The sequence below is a fragment of the Rhodococcus erythropolis NBRC 15567 genome, from assembly GCF_001552595.1.
Lineage (GTDB): Bacteria > Actinomycetota > Actinomycetes > Mycobacteriales > Mycobacteriaceae > Rhodococcus_F > Rhodococcus_F erythropolis.
In genome coordinates, this window is sequence record NZ_BCRM01000005.1 from 390,370 (window position 1) to 407,560 (window position 17,191).

At 63.0% G+C, this 17,191-nt stretch carries 18 protein-coding genes; 3 read left to right on the plus strand and 15 right to left on the minus strand.

Annotation, left to right across the window (positions count from 1 at the left end; translation table 11 throughout):
• Positions 1-141: 141 nt before the first annotated feature.
• Positions 142-1,101 carry a c-type cytochrome biogenesis protein CcsB gene (ccsB, locus tag RE4_RS11150; RefSeq protein ID WP_046378576.1) on the plus strand — a complete coding sequence of 320 codons (960 nt, stop codon included), beginning with the start codon at positions 142-144 and terminating at the stop codon, positions 1,099-1,101.
• A gap of 13 nt (positions 1,102-1,114) precedes the next feature.
• Here ccsB and RE4_RS11155 read toward each other — a convergent pair whose 3' ends face one another.
• The 8 genes from RE4_RS11155 to dprE2 form a co-directional block, all read right to left on the minus strand.
• Positions 1,115-1,630 carry a DUF1990 domain-containing protein gene (locus RE4_RS11155; RefSeq protein ID WP_060938580.1) on the minus strand — a complete coding sequence of 172 codons (516 nt, stop codon included), beginning with the start codon at positions 1,628-1,630 and terminating at the stop codon, positions 1,115-1,117.
• Positions 1,630-1,989, minus strand: coding sequence for a VOC family protein (locus RE4_RS11160; RefSeq protein WP_019748498.1), 360 nt, complete (start codon positions 1,987-1,989; stop codon positions 1,630-1,632). The genes RE4_RS11155 and RE4_RS11160 overlap by 1 nt, the downstream gene beginning before the upstream one ends.
• Positions 1,990-1,999: 10 nt before the next feature.
• Complete coding sequence (locus RE4_RS11165; protein WP_019748499.1) at positions 2,000-2,641, minus strand: ScbR family autoregulator-binding transcription factor; 642 nt, start codon at positions 2,639-2,641, stop codon at positions 2,000-2,002.
• Between the two features lie 159 nt (positions 2,642-2,800).
• The gene (locus tag RE4_RS11170; protein ID WP_225320034.1) at positions 2,801-3,700 is read right to left on the minus strand and encodes a HAMP domain-containing protein; all 900 of its coding nucleotides are present in this window, start codon (positions 3,698-3,700) and stop codon (positions 2,801-2,803) included.
• A 166-nt stretch (positions 3,701-3,866) separates the two neighbouring features.
• Positions 3,867-4,613: a cobalt-precorrin-6A reductase gene (locus RE4_RS11175; protein ID WP_060938581.1), complete on the minus strand. Its 747-nt coding sequence runs from the start codon at positions 4,611-4,613 to the stop codon at positions 3,867-3,869.
• Between the two features lie 23 nt (positions 4,614-4,636).
• A complete protein-coding gene (cobM, locus tag RE4_RS11180) occupies positions 4,637-5,386 on the minus strand; it encodes a precorrin-4 C(11)-methyltransferase (RefSeq protein WP_060938582.1) in 750 nt (249 codons plus the stop codon).
• Positions 5,383-6,666 (minus strand): bifunctional cobalt-precorrin-7 (C(5))-methyltransferase/cobalt-precorrin-6B (C(15))-methyltransferase, encoded by a 1,284-nt coding sequence (locus RE4_RS11185; RefSeq protein ID WP_060938583.1) that lies wholly within the window; start codon positions 6,664-6,666, stop codon positions 5,383-5,385. The genes cobM and RE4_RS11185 overlap by 4 nt, the downstream gene beginning before the upstream one ends.
• Positions 6,663-7,424, minus strand: coding sequence for a decaprenylphospho-beta-D-erythro-pentofuranosid-2-ulose 2-reductase (gene dprE2 / locus RE4_RS11190; RefSeq protein ID WP_051636475.1), 762 nt, complete (start codon positions 7,422-7,424; stop codon positions 6,663-6,665). Before dprE2 ends, RE4_RS11185 begins: the two co-directional genes overlap by 4 nt.
• Positions 7,425-7,454: 30 nt before the next feature.
• Between dprE2 and RE4_RS11195 the strand changes: the two genes are divergently transcribed.
• Positions 7,455-7,880: a PPOX class F420-dependent oxidoreductase gene (locus tag RE4_RS11195; protein WP_019748505.1), complete on the plus strand. Its 426-nt coding sequence runs from the start codon at positions 7,455-7,457 to the stop codon at positions 7,878-7,880.
• On the opposite strand, the gene RE4_RS11200 is transcribed toward RE4_RS11195, so the two are convergent.
• Positions 7,881-9,017: a M24 family metallopeptidase gene (locus RE4_RS11200; RefSeq protein WP_021344317.1), complete on the minus strand. Its 1,137-nt coding sequence runs from the start codon at positions 9,015-9,017 to the stop codon at positions 7,881-7,883. It abuts the gene before it with no gap.
• Between the two features lie 37 nt (positions 9,018-9,054).
• On the opposite strand from RE4_RS11200, the gene RE4_RS11205 reads away from it, so the two are divergent.
• Positions 9,055-10,020, plus strand: a complete 966-nt coding sequence (locus RE4_RS11205) for a 5'-3' exonuclease (RefSeq protein ID WP_029538151.1) — start codon at positions 9,055-9,057, stop codon at positions 10,018-10,020.
• Positions 10,021-10,024: 4 nt separating this feature from the next.
• Here RE4_RS11205 and RE4_RS30665 read toward each other — a convergent pair whose 3' ends face one another.
• From RE4_RS30665 to RE4_RS11235, 6 genes are all read right to left on the minus strand, one after another.
• Entirely contained in the window at positions 10,025-10,858 is an 834-nt protein-coding gene (locus RE4_RS30665) for a DUF4333 domain-containing protein (protein WP_080945669.1), read from the minus strand.
• A gap of 52 nt (positions 10,859-10,910) precedes the next feature.
• Entirely contained in the window at positions 10,911-13,622 is a 2,712-nt protein-coding gene (locus RE4_RS11215) for a DEAD/DEAH box helicase (RefSeq protein WP_021344319.1), read from the minus strand.
• A 48-nt stretch (positions 13,623-13,670) separates the two neighbouring features.
• Positions 13,671-14,699 carry a twin-arginine translocase subunit TatC gene (gene tatC / locus RE4_RS11220; RefSeq protein ID WP_019748510.1) on the minus strand — a complete coding sequence of 343 codons (1,029 nt, stop codon included), beginning with the start codon at positions 14,697-14,699 and terminating at the stop codon, positions 13,671-13,673.
• 73 nt (positions 14,700-14,772) lie between these two features.
• On the minus strand, positions 14,773-15,048 hold the full coding sequence (tatA, locus tag RE4_RS11225) for a Sec-independent protein translocase subunit TatA (RefSeq protein ID WP_003944836.1): 276 nt from the start codon (positions 15,046-15,048) through the stop codon (positions 14,773-14,775).
• A 134-nt stretch (positions 15,049-15,182) separates the two neighbouring features.
• Positions 15,183-16,160 (minus strand): helix-turn-helix transcriptional regulator, encoded by a 978-nt coding sequence (locus RE4_RS11230; protein WP_020907807.1) that lies wholly within the window; start codon positions 16,158-16,160, stop codon positions 15,183-15,185.
• The gene (locus tag RE4_RS11235; RefSeq protein WP_046378583.1) at positions 16,160-17,173 is read right to left on the minus strand and encodes a helix-turn-helix transcriptional regulator; all 1,014 of its coding nucleotides are present in this window, start codon (positions 17,171-17,173) and stop codon (positions 16,160-16,162) included. The genes RE4_RS11230 and RE4_RS11235 overlap by 1 nt, the downstream gene beginning before the upstream one ends.
• Positions 17,174-17,191 lie beyond the last annotated feature (18 nt).

Here is a 17,191-nt window from a genome sequence, read left to right on the forward strand (position 1 = left end):
GGTCTCGCACAAGCTATCAACCCCAATCGAAGCTCGTCCAATCATTTTCCGGACCACTGATCCGACAGACGGCCCTGCCAGTTCTACGATCGTGTGTAGTAGATTCCAAACGACAACCAACCGGTCGTTATGAGGAGCCTGATGTCGGTCGATCCAGTTCTCGCGCAGTACAGCGACTACGCCTTCGCGTCGTCTTTCGCGATTTACGTTCTCGCCCTGGTTCTTTCCGTCGTCGACTTCTCCAGCACACCCCTCTCTGCCACGGTGCGACCGGCACTCGCACATGCCGGAAGTGCATCGAATCCGGCATTGCCCGGCCGGATCGCATTGCCGCCGAATCGAACCCGCGCCCATCGTGCGGGTCGCGCTGCCATGTCTCTCATCGTCGTCGCCCTGGTCCTCAACGTCACCGCGCTTGCACTTCGCGGCATCTCGACGCACCGATGGCCTCTCGGAAACCTCTACGAGTACGCGCTTTTCCTCAGCGCGGCATTGGTGGCATGCTGGCTGGTCATTCTGCGGCGGTACCCGATTCGATCGTTGACCATCTTCGTACTGTCACCCACCGTGGTACTTCTGTTCGTCGCCGCCGCAAGCATGTATGCCGAGGCAGCGCCGGTCGTACCCGCTCTTCGTTCGTACTGGATCGGCGTGCACGTCACGATCATCGTCGCCGCCTCCGGCATCCTTACGTTCGCAAGTTCGGTCAGCGCACTTTTCATGATTGCCGAGGTGGGTCCGCAGTCGAAGAAACGCGCGTTGCGTTGGATTGCGGCACGACTGCCGTCATCCGAATTGCTTGACCGCGTGGCCTACCGAACAACGGTCGTCGGATTCCCATTGTTCAGCATCGGGGTGATCTGCGGGGCGATCTGGGCGGAAGCCGCGTGGGGACGTTTCTGGGGCTGGGACCCCAAGGAGACGGTCTCGTTCATCTCCTGGGTTCTCTATGCCGCGTACCTCCATGCGCGCGCTACCGCAGGGTTGAAGAACATGCGTGCGGCATGGATCAATGTTGCTGCGCTCGCAACCATGCTTTTCAACATGTTTGCAATCAACTACGTCGTGTCGGGATTGCACTCGTACGCTGGATTGAATTGACGCCTACAACGGGTCAAACCCGCGATCGGTCGACGCTCGCGCGGACGGCACGGATGTAGCGGCGCGTCACAAACGCCTGAACTCGACGTCCGATCGGAGCGCCGAGACGTACCCACCACGTTCCAGGCTTGGAGAATGCGACGATCTCGATACGAACCGCTTGGCTGGTCTCGTCGAACTGGACGACAAACAATTCCTCCCCGCATTCGGGGTGGCCTGCGCGGGTTCCGTACGCGAAGCCCTTGCGATTGGGGTCGTCGACGACATAGACGATCCGAACCGGAATAGTCACCGGACCGAGTCCGAAAGTCGCATCCTGACCTGCCACCGCGGTCGGGGCTGCCGTACGGACGGTCAGACCGGCTCCGCGGTGCATTCCCCATTCCAGGACGGTACGAGCTGCGACCTCGAAATCTTCACGTCCGGATCCGACGGTCGCGCTCTCGTGAACGTGGTGATAGCCAGCGGGGAGAACGCCTGACGTTGCGCCCACCTCGAGGTACGTCAGTCCGCCCGGGCCGGACACCATCACTGCTCGCGTCGGTGGCTGAGGATGTTGATCACGTGACCGTCGGGGTCGGCAGCGAAGAACCTGCGCACACCCCACGGCTCCTCGGTGACGGGATAGACGATCGTGTCGCCGCGTTGCACTGCGGCCTCGTACGCCGCATCGAGATCGTCCACCTCTACGGAGACGTCCGGCACGACGGGGGCATGAGCGTCGTGCGTCATGACGCTGATCTGCAAAGACGGATCCGTCGGCGAAGCCAACGTCACGATCCACCCGTGATCCATGACAACTTCGAGGCCCAGCACTTCGGTGTAGAAGCGCTGCGCGGCCTCGAGCGAACTACTCGACAGATCCGAAACTATCCGCGTGACGGCCATGTCCCGCAGGCTACGCCGCCGCCGGAGTCCACCGCGACTTGACGAGGCGCTCGATGTCACCGGAAAGTTCGTCGCTGACGATTCCCGGAAGCAGGATCTGCCACATCTCGTCGACACGATCCGGAAGGTCCGAGCGTCGGGTGAGAACGTTCGAAACCAGCTGTACCCCGGTGAATGCCGAGGGCATGAACCTGCCGAACGATTCTGCGCTGACCGATTTTCGGATTTCACCTTCCGCCTGAGCTCTGGCGGTGAGATCCGTGATTGCCGAGATCCATTCGGCGTACGGTTCCACCGGCCCCTCGTACGTGCTCAGTTCCAGCGTCAGGCGAATGCCCGCGCGAACGATCGGCTCGTCGACAATCTGACGTGCCATTTCGTGCGTGAGCATGATCATCTGTTCCAACGGGTCCTTGCCCGTCGCGGAAATCGCCTGCACCGATTCGATCGAGAGCCGATGCTGTTCGGCAATGATGAATTGCGCGAGCTCGTCCTTCGACGCGAAATGGAAGTACAACGCGCCCTTGGTAGTACCGGCCCCCGAGACTATGTCGGCCATGCTGGTGCTGCCGTAACCAGTCTTCTCGAACTGCGCGGCCGCGCCGGCAACGATTTGCTGCCGAGTCAGCTCGGCGCGTGCTTGCTTGACCACTGAATCCCTCTCGTCCTCCAAAGGCCCCCGCCCAGCAAACCCCACGGTTCGCGCCACACTCCAGCTATACCCAAAAACTTCACAATTGCCCCACATTACCAGCGCTCCTTCCATTGCTTCAATTACGAATGCAACAAAGGCGCTGGTCAGACGTCCGATTTAGAGGGAATCTCCTCTCCCCAACGTGCTTTCGTCAACCCGCGCACGGTCCACCAACTCTCCGACGAGGAGCGTCAACTCCATCATCTGGTCCGTGATTTCCTCACGCAACTGCGTTGCATCTGCCTCGGAAATCGCGCCGGACTTGGTATCGAAAGACATCAACAACTCGATATTGGTGCGAAGTGCAGTCAACGGAGCCAGAAGGTCCTGGCCCGCTTCGGTGATCAGACTTCTCTGGCGCGCCCGCGATTCCGACAGCGTTCCGAGCATCCGATTGAAACTGACTGTCAACGACGCCAACTCGTCGTCGCCGGTCACCGGAATCGGCGCAAGATCATCCGTTTCGGCAACCCGCCGCGTTGCCGCAGTGAGTCGCGCAATTGGCCGTAATCCTGTGCGTGCCACAGCATCTCCGGCCGCGTAAGCGAGTGCGATACCGGCCGCCCCGAGTGCCGCCAACACCACTGCGAGTCGCTTGAGGACCGAACGTGTCGGCCCCAAGGATTGCGCGACAACCAAAGTTTGGCCCGCAACCGAGGGCTCGACAAGAATTCGATACGCATCGACGGTTGCGATCGTCTGCGACGAATTGCCGTCTGCGATCGACCTGATGGCGTCTGCGCTGGTGCTGAACGGCGGCAGACCGGGAGTCGCCGTCACCAAGGCGCCGTCGGCAGTGAGAAGCCCCACCGCCTGGATGACCGCTGTATCCGCGCCGGCCGTCAATCCCAGAACCGGTGTGACACCGCCGAAATTGACGGTGTCGGTGATCGCGTCACTCGTGCGCTCGAGTTGTCGATCGACGTTGCCTTGCAAATACGCGTTGAACACGATGTACACCGCCGACGCCGACACGATCACCGCGATCGCCACCAGGCCCGCAGTCAGCAATTTCACGCGCGCATGGAGCGTCCGCACGTGAATTCCCGATGGTTTTCGACGGCTCATTCCGGGAACCGACACTCTCATGCGCGGTCCCGCAGTGCGGCGTCGAAAGATCCCAACATCCCTCCAGTATGGTCACGGAACCTTAGACGAACCTGAAGCGAACACGATGTCGGCCTCACAGCGCCTTTCCACTACCGAAAGCCGTGAGCCAGTCCACCGCCCCGGCTTCGGTGTCGAATGCCGGAGCGGTCGCCGGGATCGGTGGTCGTTCGACGACGATCACCGGGATCGACAATTGCCTGGCGGCGGCGATCTTTGCGTACGTCTGCTCGCCGCCACTGTTCTTGGTGATCACGACGTCGACGCCGTGAGTTCTCATCAGATCGACTTCCGCTTCGACGTCGAATGGGCCACGTGCGAGCAGCAATTGCGAATGAGGCGGCAATGTCCCTGAAGGCGGATCGATGGAACGCACGAGAAACGAGACGTTCTTCACGCGGTCGAACGCCGAAACTCCTTGCCTCCCGATCGTCAGAAAAGCGCGTGAGCCGATCGTCGGCACCAATTCTGCGGCGTGATCGAGATCGCGTACCGGAAGCCAGGTGTCGCCGGGTTGCTCGCGCCACGGGGGGCGTCGGTACATGGCGTACGGAACGGAATTTGCGCGGCACGCGTCGAATGCATTTTTGGTGATGCGAGCGGCAAACGGATGTGTGGCGTCCAGCACTGCACGAATATCGTTGGCCGACAACCACTCCGAGAGCCCGTCGGCTCCCCCGAACCCACCGATGCGCACTTCCCCCTCCGGCCATCGAGGATCACGAACCCGGCCGGCCAGCGATGTGACAACTTCGAGGTCGGCTGAATCGGCCAACCGAGAAGCGATCACTCGACCTTCACCCGTGCCGCCGAGCAAGAGCACGCGACGACGAGTACCCGTCGGGGTCAGTGTGTGCTTCTCTCACGCACCGCCGAGTAGAGATAGCTGTCCGGGAATCCTTCAGCAGTCAACACTCGGCCCACGATCACAACGGCCGTCTTCGTGATGCCGGCTGCATGAACAAGTTCGACGATCGTCTTCAAAGTGCCTCGAACAACGATCTCCTCGGGCCGCGAGGCGAAGGCGACGACCGCCACCGGGCAGTCCTCGCCGTAATTGTCGGCCAACTCGGATGCGATCTGTTCGATGCGATGAGCGCCGAGGTGAACCACCATCGTTGCGCCGCTGCGGCCCAGGGACCGCAGATCCTCGCCCTCCGGCATTGCCGTCGACAAGGTGGAGACTCGGGTGAGAACAATGGTCTGCGAGACGCCTGGGACGGTCAGCTCACGCCTCAGCGCTGCGGCGGCCGCGGTAAATGCAGGAACACCGGGAATCATGTCGAAATCGACACCCGCGGCGTCCAGGCGACGAGCCTGCTCGGCTACCGCGCTGAAGATCGACGGATCACCGGAATGCAGACGCGCGACGTCCAGCCCGGCCGAATGCGCTTCGACAAGGATCGCGGTGATCTCGTCCAGGCTCAGGCGAGCAGTGTCCACGACCTGCGCCCCGACCGGGCACCACTCGAGCAACTCCGCTGGGACAAGGCTGCCGGCGTACAAGCACACAGGGCTCGCAGCGATGATGCGTTGCGCGCGGACAGTGATCAGATCTGCCGCACCGGGACCCGCACCGATGAAATGAACGGTCATTGTGTGGATTCCTCCGGCGTATCTGTGCCTGCGCCTGCAGACGGCTGACTTTTTGTGACGGACCATTGGACCACCGGAAGTTGCGGTCGCCAAACGTTGAACGCGCCCAAAGGCTCGGCGCGCTGCACCTGAAAGCGTCGCAGCGTCCCACCCTGGCGACTCATCCAGCCGAGCAGCAACGATTCGGACTCGGCGGTCACGGCGTTGGCAACCAGACGCCCGCCCACGCTCAACTGCTCCCAGCACGCTTCGAGCATTCCCGGTTGCGTGACGCCGCCGCCGACGAACACCGCATCGGGACGCCGAACCTCTTCCGCAAACGCCTCGGGCGCGGTCCCTTTCACTGCCAACGCAGGCACGCCGAGATTGAGTGCATTGGCACCGATCTGCGATACCCGGCTCGCCACTTTCTCGAATGCTGTTGCAGTGCAACGCGGGTGGGTTCTCATCCACTCGATGGCGACGGTGCCAGACCCTCCGCCGACGTCCCAGAGGTGTTCTCCCGGCGCCGGTGCGAGTGCACACAACGTCAATGCGCGGATCTCCTGCTTGGTCATCTGACCGTCGCCGACAAACGCAGCATCCGGTAGACCCGGGATTCGAGTCAGCCGCAACGGATGATCGACCGAGATGCACTCGACGGCCAGAATGTTCAACGCGTCCACGTCCTCGTCCGCGTGATCCCACTCGTCCGCCACCGTGACGGTCCGCGATTCCTCGGCCCCGCCCAGCTGGGCCAGCACAGTCAGAGTCGATCGTCCGAAGCCCGCGGCGGACAACAGACGAGCCACCTCCCCCGGTGTCGAGCGCCCGTTGCTCAGAACCAACAGGCGCGCGCCATCGACCACTGCCGCCAAGACGGTCGCCGAGTCTCGGTTCACCAGGCTCACGACGTCGACCTCGGCCGATGCCCATCCCATTCGCGCGCTCGCCAACGCCACCGACGACGGGTGGGAGATCACTCGCACGTTGTCCGCGCCGAGCAGCCGGACCAACGTGACGCCGAGGCCGTGGAACATCGGGTCGCCACTGGCGAGCACACATACTTTGCGGTCCGCGTTCTCGGCGAACATCGACGGCAACGCCGGAATCATCGGAGACGGCCAGGTGAGCCTGGTGGGCGCACGCCGTGCCCCGAGATGTGTCGCCGGGACCAAGTCCAACTGGCGCGGCGACCCCATCAGGACCTCCGCACCGAGGATTGCGCCCTTTGCGCTCTCGGACAGCCCGTCCCAGCCATCGGCGCCGATGCCGACGATCACCACCGGGTGTGCGGTCATCGCGGCATCCGGCGCCAGATCGTCTGAGGCAGAAGCCGCATGACGAAGAACACCGGCTGCAAGATTCGCGGTACCCACACCCGCGTCGCCCCGGAGTTCAGTCCCCGTACGACGGCGTCGGCGACCTGCGACGGGGTGCTCGACATCGGGGCGGGCGACATCCCCTCCGTCATCTTCCCGATGACGAATCCCGGCCGTACCAGCATCAACTGCACGCCCGAACCGTGCAGCGCGTCGCCCAGACCGCTGGCAAAACCTTCCAAGCCGGCCTTTGCGCTCCCGTAGACGTAGTTGGCGCGGCGAACCCGAACGCCGGCGACGGACGAGAACACCACGATCTTTCCGGTTCCCTGTCGGCGCATGATCTCCGCGAGGTGGGTGAGGATGCTGATCTGAGCCACGTAGTCGGTGTGCACCACCGCGACCGCATGCGCCGCATCGGTTTCGGCACGCGCCTGATCGCCGAGAATTCCGAAGGCCAGCACTGCAACCGAAATCCGACCGTGCTCGGCGACTACGGCGTCCAGGAGGTCTCCGTGCGTGTCGACGGCGTCGGCGTCGAACTCGACGGTGGAGACGCCGACCGCTCCGGCATTCCTGAGCATCTGCTCCTGCTCCGACAGCTCGCCGCTGCGTCTGGCAGCCAGAACGATGTTGCGGCCCGGCGCGAGCCTGACCGCGATCTCGAGGCCGATCTCACTTCGTCCGCCGAGGAGCAGTACCGTCTCGATGTCATTCACGTTCGCACCCGCAGTCACCGCTCCAGTGTCCTGGATTACCGTCGTGGCATGACGCTCACCCCCTCCACCACGCCATCGGCACAGCAGACTCTCACCGAAGACGGGCTGAAGTTCGTCGGTGAATACCACCTCGCGACGCTCACGACGTTGCGTCCGAACGGCACCCCACACGTCGTGGCCGTCGGGTTCACCTGGGACCAGGAAGCCGGAAAGGCGCGCGTGATCACCAGCGGTGGTTCACAGAAGGCGATCAACGCAGCGCGTGGCGGATACGCCGCAGTCAGTTCGGTCGACGGTGGTCGCTGGCTCACGCTCGAAGGGCCGGCACGCGTGCTCGCCGACGAGGACTCCGTGGCCGACGCCGTTCGGCGCTATGCCGAGCGGTACCGCCAGCCACGGGTCAACCCAGCGCGCGTGGTCATCGAAATCGACGTCACACGCATCCTCGGGTCCGCGGCGTTCAAGGAAAGCTGATCAGCCGAGGACAGTCAGGCCGTGCGGACGGTTGTTGAACGACTCGCAACCGTCCGCGGTCACGACGACGATGTCCTCGATACGGGCACCCCAACTGCCGCGGAAGTAGATTCCCGGTTCGATGCTGAAGGCCATACCTTCGACGAGTTCGATGGTGTTGCCCTCGACGATGTACGGCTCCTCATGCACGGACAGCCCGATACCGTGACCGGTGCGGTGAACGAAGACCTCCGCAAGACCTTGTGCGGCAAGCACTTCGCGGGCGGCAACGTCGACGGATTCTGCGGATACTCCTGGCCGCACCGAATCGACGGCAGCCTGCTGTGCCGCTTCGAGTACCGCGAACTGCGCTGATACCTCGGCGGACGGCTGTCCCATGCTGTACGTGCGGGTGGAATCCGAGTTGTAGCCGGGCTCGACCGGTCCGCCGATGTCGATCACGACGACATCGCCGCTCTCGATCACCCGGTCCGAAACCTCGTGATGCGGATCGGCGCCGTGCGGGCCTGATCCGACGATCACAAACGCGGCCTCGGTGTGCCCCTCTTCGAGAATCGCCTCCGAAATTGCCTCGCCCACTTCGGCTTCCGTACGGCCGACGATCAAGAACTCGGCCATGCGGGCGTGAACACGGTCGATCGCCGCACCGGCCCGTCGCAACGCCTCGATCTCGGCGTCGTCCTTGACCATCCGCAATTCACGCAAGACGCCGGTAGCGAGGATCGGCAACGCGCCCAAGGTGTCTGCGAGCGGGATCAGGTGCAATGCAGGCATCGCATCCGTCACCGCAACTTTGGCGCCGGTCGGGAGTTGCGCCGCCACAATCGCATACGGGTCGACACCGTCGACCCAGTCGAGCACGGTCAGCCCGAGATCGCCCACCGCCGATTCCTTCAACGACGCCAACTCCAAGCGAGGAAGCACGACAGACGCCTTCGCCGTGTCCGCAGCGATGACCAACGCGGTCAAGCGCTCGAAGGAGTCGGCCCGAGAACCCGTCAGGTACCGAAGATCCGGGCCTGGAGTCACCACCAGACCGTCGAGCCCTGCTGATCGAGCCAACTCCGCGGCGCGGGCGATACGTGCGCCGTAGACGGCGCTGGAGAATCGGGAATCCTGTTCGGCTGGAGACGTCATGGCTTACAGGTTAGTGCCGACTGGCAGGATGGTGACCATGAGTGGGCCATTGCTTCTCCTCGACGGTGCCAGCCTGTGGTTTCGTGCGTTCTACGCGCTGCCCGAGTCATTCGTCGACCCCGACGGAAGACCTGTCAACGCCGTGCGCGGTTTCACCGACATGGTGGCTTCCCTGATCACCAAACACCAGCCGAGTCGTCTCGCGGTGTGCCTGGACTTGGATTGGCGACCGCAGTTCCGCGTCGATGCAGTCCCGACGTACAAAGCGCATCGCGTCGAAGAAGGCTCTGACGGTTCGTCCGAAGAAGTTCCGGACACGTTGACGCCTCAGGTCGACATGATCATGGACGTGCTCGCAGCAGCAGGAATCGCGACAGCGGGTGCCGTCGGACTCGAAGCCGACGACGTGCTGGGAACGCTCGCCGCCACCGAGCGCGAAGATCTCACCGTCGTCGTCAGTGGTGACCGAGACCTTTTGCAGGTCGTCACCGACGAGTACGTGCCCGTTCGTGTCCTCTACGTGGGCCGTGGCTTGTCCAAGGCCGAACTCTTCGGACCGGTCGAGGTTGCCGAGAAGTACGGAGTACCCGGTGACCGTGCGGGCGAGGCATACGCCGAACTCGCGGTACTGCGCGGAGACGCCTCCGACGGTCTACCCGGCATCAAGGGTGTCGGTGAGAAGACTGCGTCGACGCTGATGCTGCGCTACGGCTCGTTGGCCGGACTTCGCGCGGCCGCAGCTGATCCGGAATCCGACATGGCCAAGGGAATTCGCGCAAAACTCACCTCACCAGAGGCCATCGCTTACCTTGATGCTGCGTTGCCGGTAGTACGAGTGGTTCGCGACGCGGACGTTCAGTTCTCGAAGGACGACCAACTCCCGGCGGCCCCCGTCGATCCCGCACGCTTCGAGGAAGTGGCGGCCTCGCTGAACATCGAGCGTTCGGCCGGACGGCTTGCCGCCGCGCTCGAGGCTGCGGCGGCAGGCCGTTCCGACCAGTAGAGCGTCAGCTCGGGCGGCTGACCTCGTACGTGCCGTTGTCGTCGACAAACGTCACAGTCACGTTCGACTTCACACCCGCGATCGAAAGCGTGCAGGTGAACTTGTTGCCTGACTTGACTTCCTGGTCCGCGGGGCACTGAACGTTGCTCACGTTCTTTGCCCCGTAGGACTCGGTGACGATCTTCTCGACCCCGGCCTGAGCCGCGCTCTGATCGAGTGTGTTCTTGCCGAAGACACCGAACACCAGGGCCACCACGACAGCAGCAAGAACGACGAGAACACCGATCGCACCGAAGATCAAGGGCTTCTTCGACTTACCCGACTGGTTTCCGGGCGCACCGGGACTCGGGAACGGCTGAGCCTGGTTCCACTGATTCTGCTGTCCCGGCGCTTGGCCGGGAGCGGCGGCGCCCCATGCCTGCTGAGGTGCGGCAGCAGGCGGCTGACCCCAGGCCTGGGTTGCGTCAGGTGCCTGCTGTTGCCCCGGCTGACCCCACGGCTGAGCGGGAGGCTGCTGCTGGGGTTGTCCCCACGGCTGTTGCTGGCCGGGTTGTCCTTGTCCAGGTTGCTGCGGCTGACCGTACGCAGGCTGACCACCAGGCTGCCCGGGCTGGCCGTAGGCAGGTTGTCCCCACGGCTGTTGCTGGCCGGGTTGTTGACCGGGCTGCGGTGTTTGACCAGACTGACCCCACGGCTGCTGCTGGCCGGGCTGCTGACCAGGCTGCTGCTGACCGCCCGGCTGCTGAGGATTCTGCCCCCACTGCTGCTCGTTCGGCTGCTGCTGATCACCAGGACCCCATTGCCGATTCGGATCGTTCGGTCCGTAAGGCCCGCTCATGTTCGCCTCCCACTCGAAATACCAGTCTGCGAATCAAACCACATAGTTGCGGTCATGCTGCGTCGACAGCAACTACCCCGCGACGAATTGCAGCTACCGCCCGCGCCGCAGTCTTCGCGACGTCGGCATCCGTCGATGTCAGGCGGACCTGATCGAGCAGATCGATCACCTGACGACACCAACGTACAAAGTCACCCGCAGACAACGCACGGCCCTGCACTCCGGCCGCGATCAGTGCGTCGACAAGCGAGTTCTCACTCGCCCAGTGATAAACGGCGGTGACGAATCCGAGATCCGGTTCCCGCGTCGGCGGCAGCTTGTGACGAATCTCGTCCGACCGCAGTTCGCTCCACAATCGTTGAGTGTCGTTGAGGGCGTGACGAAGCGCCGCTGTCGGCACCCGATCAACGGTGTCGCCGTCCCGACGTGATTCGTAGACCACCGAGGAGACGACGGCCGCCAACTCGGCCGGGCTGAGACCTGTCCACGCCCCGGTCCGCAGGCACTCGGCGACCAGAAGGTCGCTTTCCGAGTAGATGCGGCTGAGTCGTCGTCCGGATTCGGTGACTTCGGGCGCTGCTTCGGCAGTCATGTACTCACGCTCTTTGAGTAGCGCAATGATGCGGTCGAACGTCCGCGCCAACGAGTTGGTGGTGGCCGCTGCCTTTTCCCTCATCGACTGCGTTTCCCGGGCCAGTCGGTTGTAGCGCTCACCGATCCGGCTCAGATGTTCACGATCGGGCCAGCTGTGGCACGGATGCGAGCGAATAGCGCGTCGCAAAGTAGCGACCTCGGCGTCTTCGGACGCGCCCGCCTTGTGGCGCTTCTTCCGCCGGGGGGCACTGATCCCGGTACTACGCAATGCCGAGGCCAGATCGCGCCGGATCCTTGCGGTGTGGTGATCGACATGCTTGGGCAGGCGCATCTTTCCCAGAACGTCGGCTGCTTCCGGGAAATCACCCGAGGAGAGTCGGCCGGCCCACTGATCGGCAGTCAAAACCAGCGGACGCGGGTCCTTCGGATCGTTGTCCGGGACGAGGACCACTGCCACCCCGGAATGACGACCGATGGGAATTGCGATCACGTCACCGCGGGCGAGTGCACGGAGGGACTCCACCGCATCTCCGCGTCGGTCTTCGCGGCCCTTACGTTCGAGCGCGCGCTCGCGCGCACTGAGCCGCTCACGCAACGACGCGTACTCGAAGTATTCGCCGTCCGCACCGCCGAGTTTCTCCTGCAAACCCTTCAGCGCTTCTTCGTTCCGCTCGATGCCACGCACCAGGCCGACCACCGAGCGATCCGCTTGGAATTGTGCGAAGGAACGCTCGAGCAGCTTCCGTGAATCGGCCGCGCCCATGCGTTCGACGAGGTTGATCGACATGTTGTACGAGGGGCGGAACGAACTGCGGAGCGGGAACGTCCGGGTCGACGCCAAGCCGGCGACATCCGTGGGCTCGACCCCGGGCTGCCACAGGACCACAGCGTGCCCTTCGACGTCGATGCCGCGTCGGCCTGCCCGACCGGTCAGCTGCGTGTACTCCCCCGGTGTCAGTTCGGCATGCGATTCACCGTTGTACTTGACCAGACGTTCGAGGACCACCGTGCGTGCCGGCATGTTGATGCCGAGGGCCAGCGTCTCGGTCGCGAAGACCGCACGCACGAGACCCTTGACGAACAGTTCCTCGACTGTCTGGCGAAATGCCGGCAACATGCCGGCATGGTGAGAGGCCAGTCCGCGTCGCAGTGCCTTGCACCAGTCCCGATATCCGAGAACTTCGAGATCCTCCTCGGGTAGTTCCCCGGTGTGTTTCTCGATGATGGTGTCGATCTCGCGAACCTGCTCCGGCGAAGTCAGATCCAGTCGGGACCGCAGGCACTGTGCAAGAGCCGCATCACAACCGGCGCGGCTGAAGATGAAGGTGATCGCCGGGAGCAGTCCGGACTGGTCCAGCTGCGCGATGACGTCGGGGCGTGGCAAGGGCCGGAAATCGTTGGAACTCTGGTAGCTGCCACGACGCCCGCGGCCACGCGGCTGCCAGCTCTCGACGCGTTCGAGAGCCTGACGCTGCTTGACGTGGCGAACCAGATCCTGATCGACGAGCACGGTCTTCGGCCCAGCCGCAGGATGACTGCGGCTGTCGAAGAGATCGAAGATCCGTCGACCGACCATGATGTGCTGCCACAGCGGGATCGGCCGCGTCTCGTCGACGACCACGGTGGTGTCGCCGCGGACGGTTTCCATCCAGGAGCCGAATTCTTCGGCATTGCTCACGGTCGCCGACAAACTCACCAGCCGAACATCCTCGGACAGGTGCAGGATCACTTCCTCCCACACCGCACCACGGAACCGGTCCGCCAGGTAGTGCACTTCGTCCATGACTACGTGCGAAAGCCCGCGCAGTGCCTCGGAATTTGCGTAGAGCATGTTCCGCAGGACTTCAGTGGTCATGACGACCACCGGTGCGTCGGAGTTGATACTCGAATCACCCGTCAGCAGGCCGACCTCGCTCGGGCCGTACCGCTCGACGAGTTCTGCGTACTTCTGATTACTCAACGCCTTGATCGGCGTCGTGTAGAAACACTTGCGGCCCGCCGCGAGAGCCAGGTGGACAGCGAACTCGCCGACCACGGTCTTGCCTGCACCGGTCGGCGCGCAGACAAGGACTCCGTGGCCCGCTTCGAGCGCAACGCATGCCTTCACCTGGAATGGATCGAGTTCGAACTTCAGGCTGGACGCAAACGTGCTCAGTTCACTCTTGTTCATAACCACCTCGTCAGGGTTTCACACGCCGCCGACGTGGTGGCACGGCGCTCAGAGGGTGTCAGTGAAATCCTGACCGGGCGCGTTGTCGCCGCCGGTGTCGGATTTCTCCGCAACCGGAGCCTTGGACTTGGACTTACGTCCGAACAATCCACTCGATTCGGCCTTGGGTTTGGTCGGATTGTCGAAAGCCTCGTTCAGATCGGACGGAGACGAGATGGAGGAAGCTTCCTCGTCGGACAGTGCGCCCCAGTCTTCACCGGCTCGCTTGGCCTTACGTTTGTCGTTGAGGCGAGCGATCTGAACAGCGACCTCGAAGAGAAGCGTCAGGGCCAGCGCGAGCGCCAGCATCGAGAACGGATCCGAACCCGGCGTGGCGACTGCAGCAAATACGAAAAGCCCGAAGATCAATCCTCGACGCCAGGCCTTCAAACGCTCGTACGTCAGAATGCCGGCAAAGTTCAACACGACGACGAGCAGTGGAATTTCGAAGCTGACACCGAAGATGAGCAGCAGGTTGATGATGAAGCCGAAGTACTCCGAACCACTGAGCGCGGTGATCTGGACGTTGTCACCGATGGTCAGGAGGAAGTGCAAAGCCTTCGCCACGACGAGGTACGCCAGGATCGCGCCGAGAATGAAGAGTGCGGCACCGGCGGTGACGAATCCGACCGCGTATCGACGTTCTTTGGCGTAGAGGCCCGGGGTGATGAATGCCCACAATTGGTAAAGCCACACCGGGCAGGCAAGAACGATGCCGGCGGTGAGCGCCACTTTGAATCGCAGCATGAACTGCTCGAACGGCCCGGTCGCCAGCAATCGGCACGCGTCGTCGGTGCTGAGGTTGGCGCGACTCTCGGACGGAAGCTCGCAGTACGGTCCACGAAGCAGATCGCCCAGACTCTCGAGACCGAGTATCGAGTGTGAGTACCAGAAGAAGCCGAACGCCGTGGTGATGATCACGCCGAGGAATGCGAACAACAAACGAGTCCGCAATTCGTACAGGTGGTCGACCAACGACATGGTGCCGTCTGGGTTGACCTTCCGCTTGCGGTTACGCGGATCTAACGGAATACGCACTGTGCATCCTGGTCTTGGTCAGCAGACAACCGGGGTGAACGAATATTTCACCCCGGCTAGAACGCAGTGTGTACTAGAGCGGCTTGACTTCGGTCGGCTGCGCAACAGGTGCTGCTGCACCGTTTGCGACCACCGCGGTGTTGGCCGTCGGCAACTGTGCCGGAGCAGGCTGTGCGACCGGCGCGCTTGCGGGCGCCGCATCGTCGTTCTGCATTTCCTTGACTTCGCTCTTGAAGATGCGGAGTGAACGACCCAGACCGCGTGCTGCATCGGGAAGCTTCTTCGACCCGAACAGAATTACGACGACAACAGCGACAATCAGCCAATGCATCGGCTGCATTGCACCCATAACGACCTCCCATGATCAGATTCCTCGATGCTACCGGACACAACCGGCGCTCGGAGGTGTCAAAGCACTTACTTCAGCTACCTTTTACCTGTTTGTTTCCTGCGAACCCACTGAACGCGGAGTTTCCCCAACTTTTACGAACCGATTACGTCGTAGGCGTCGAGTGCCGCAACGGCCCGATCATGGACTTCGGAGACCAGTTCCGGCGGATGAAGGACCCGAACTCCCTCACCGAATCCCAACACCAGCCTTGCCATCCATTCGAGTGTTCCGAAACTCATCGTCGCCTCGACCGACCCGTCACCGTTCACGTGCTCGACGTCCATCGGGTAGTAGTCGAGCATCCACACCCACTCTTTGGTGATGAACAACCGTGCTTCCGGAAGGGAACCGTCGCCGCTGAACAACTCGAGATTCGAATCCTCCTCGAGGGCCTGCGGCGGCGGGTCGGCCGGCTCGTCGAGTTGGACGGCGGCATCGATCCGATCGAATCGGAACAACCGCACACCCTCGGCCTGACGGCACCAGGCCTGGAGGTAGCTGTAGTTGTCGACCAACACGATACGAACGGGATCGACGATGCGCTCGGAGACCGCGTCACGCGAGGCCGAGTAATACGTCAATCGCAGGGCGGTCTTGTCTGCGAGCGCGGCTCTGACCGTCGCGGCGATCGGGTCTTCGGCGATGTCCGGCGCCGGCGATGTATCCCGGTCCTGACCGATAGCTCGTGCCGCGGCCGAGCCTGCTGCGTCCTCGATCTTCGCGATAGCGCGCTGGGCCGACGACGGATCGACCATGCCCGGCATTTCCACCAACGACCGAAGGGCGATCAGCAATGCCGTCGCTTCGGTAGAGGTGAGGCGCAGCGGGCGATCGATCCCGGCCGAGAACGTGACCTCGATACTTTCCTCGGAGAAGGACAGGTCGATGAGATCGCCGGGACCGTACCCGGGCAGTCCGCACACCCACAGCTGATTCAGATCGGTCATCAGTTGAGTCGTGCTGACGCCGAGTTCCTCGGCCGCCTCGGCGGGACTGATGCCCGGATTCGCGATGAAGTACGGCACGAGGTTGAGCAGCCGCGCCAACCGCGATGACAGTCGATTGCTCATCAGTTGTCCCCCTGTCCGTCATTGCTGGTGGCCAGGCTCGCCGCGGCGGCGCGAAGCTTCGCGACGACCTCAGCACGCAAATCCGGTGGGTCCAACACCAGTGCATCCAAACCGTGACCGGCGATCAACCGAGCGGTCCATTCCCAGGATCGGACGGGAATGGCCAGCACGCTGCCATCACGATCGGTCAGCCGCCGATCGGACGACGACGTCGCAAGCCGCCGAAGCTCATGTGCGCGGCCGTCGGCGACCCAGACCGTGGCGGTTCCGGTGACGACTCCCGATCCGGTCACGCGGTCGACGACCTCGCGAAGATCAACACCTTCGGGTTTGTGAACCGAACCGGCCGGGCCGAACTCCCTGACATCGTCACCGATCCGGGAGAGCCGGAAGGTCCTCACCGCATCACGGTCGACGTCGTGCCCGACCAGATACCACTTGCCGTTGTGCGTGACTACGCCCCACGGCTCGACGGTGCGCTCGGTGAACGGTTCGTTCAACGCGCCGCGGTGCTGAAAATGAACTGCTCGTCCGGCGTCGACGGCTGCAAGCAGCTTGCCGAGCGCGGGCTCCGAACCGCGGGTGCGCGCGGGAATCGCCGTGACCGGCGCGGCACTGACTTCTGAGTCGACCTGGACGCCGGCCGCTCGGAGTTTGAGTAGTGCACTCTGGGCTGCCGAAATCAGTTCCGGCGACTCCCACAACTGCACGGCGACAGCAACCGCAGCAGATTCCTCGCTGGTGAGGTCCACGTCCGGAAGCTCATAAGCGTTGCGATTGATCCGATAACCCTCGACCGTCGAGAACCGTCCTGCCAGACCGGTTTCCAACGGGACACCCAGGTCACGAAGTTCGTTCTTGTCGCGTTCGAACATGCGACTGAACGCTTCGTAGTTCGCGGAATCGTTGTACCCGGCCACACTGTCGCGGATTTTCTCCGCCGTGAGGAACTGTCTGGTGGACAGCAATGCGATCACCAGGTTCATCAACCGCTCGATTTTTGATGTCGCCACGCCGAAATCCTAGTGGCT

Bases quoted from the DNA above. Each gene is read 5' to 3' on its own strand.
- RE4_RS11155 (WP_060938580.1), bottom strand. From the start codon at position 1,630: ATGGTGTCCGGCCCGGGCGGACTGACGTACCTCGAGGTGGGCGCAACG.
- ccsB (WP_046378576.1), top strand. From the start codon at position 142: ATGTCGGTCGATCCAGTTCTCGCGCAGTACAGCGACTACGCCTTCGCG.
- RE4_RS30665 (WP_080945669.1), bottom strand. From the start codon at position 10,858: ATGAGCGGGCCTTACGGACCGAACGATCCGAATCGGCAATGGGGTCCT.
- RE4_RS11230 (WP_020907807.1), bottom strand. From the start codon at position 16,160: ATGAGCAATCGACTGTCATCGCGGTTGGCGCGGCTGCTCAACCTCGTG.
- RE4_RS11195 (WP_019748505.1), top strand. From the start codon at position 7,455: ATGACGCTCACCCCCTCCACCACGCCATCGGCACAGCAGACTCTCACC.
- RE4_RS11160 (WP_019748498.1), bottom strand. From the start codon at position 1,989: ATGGCCGTCACGCGGATAGTTTCGGATCTGTCGAGTAGTTCGCTCGAG.
- tatA (WP_003944836.1), bottom strand. From the start codon at position 15,048: ATGGGTGCAATGCAGCCGATGCATTGGCTGATTGTCGCTGTTGTCGTC.
- cobM (WP_060938582.1), bottom strand. From the start codon at position 5,386: ATGACCGTTCATTTCATCGGTGCGGGTCCCGGTGCGGCAGATCTGATC.
- RE4_RS11200 (WP_021344317.1), bottom strand. From the start codon at position 9,017: ATGACGTCTCCAGCCGAACAGGATTCCCGATTCTCCAGCGCCGTCTAC.
- RE4_RS11205 (WP_029538151.1), top strand. From the start codon at position 9,055: ATGAGTGGGCCATTGCTTCTCCTCGACGGTGCCAGCCTGTGGTTTCGT.
- RE4_RS11185 (WP_060938583.1), bottom strand. From the start codon at position 6,666: ATGACCGCACACCCGGTGGTGATCGTCGGCATCGGCGCCGATGGCTGG.
- RE4_RS11215 (WP_021344319.1), bottom strand. From the start codon at position 13,622: ATGAACAAGAGTGAACTGAGCACGTTTGCGTCCAGCCTGAAGTTCGAA.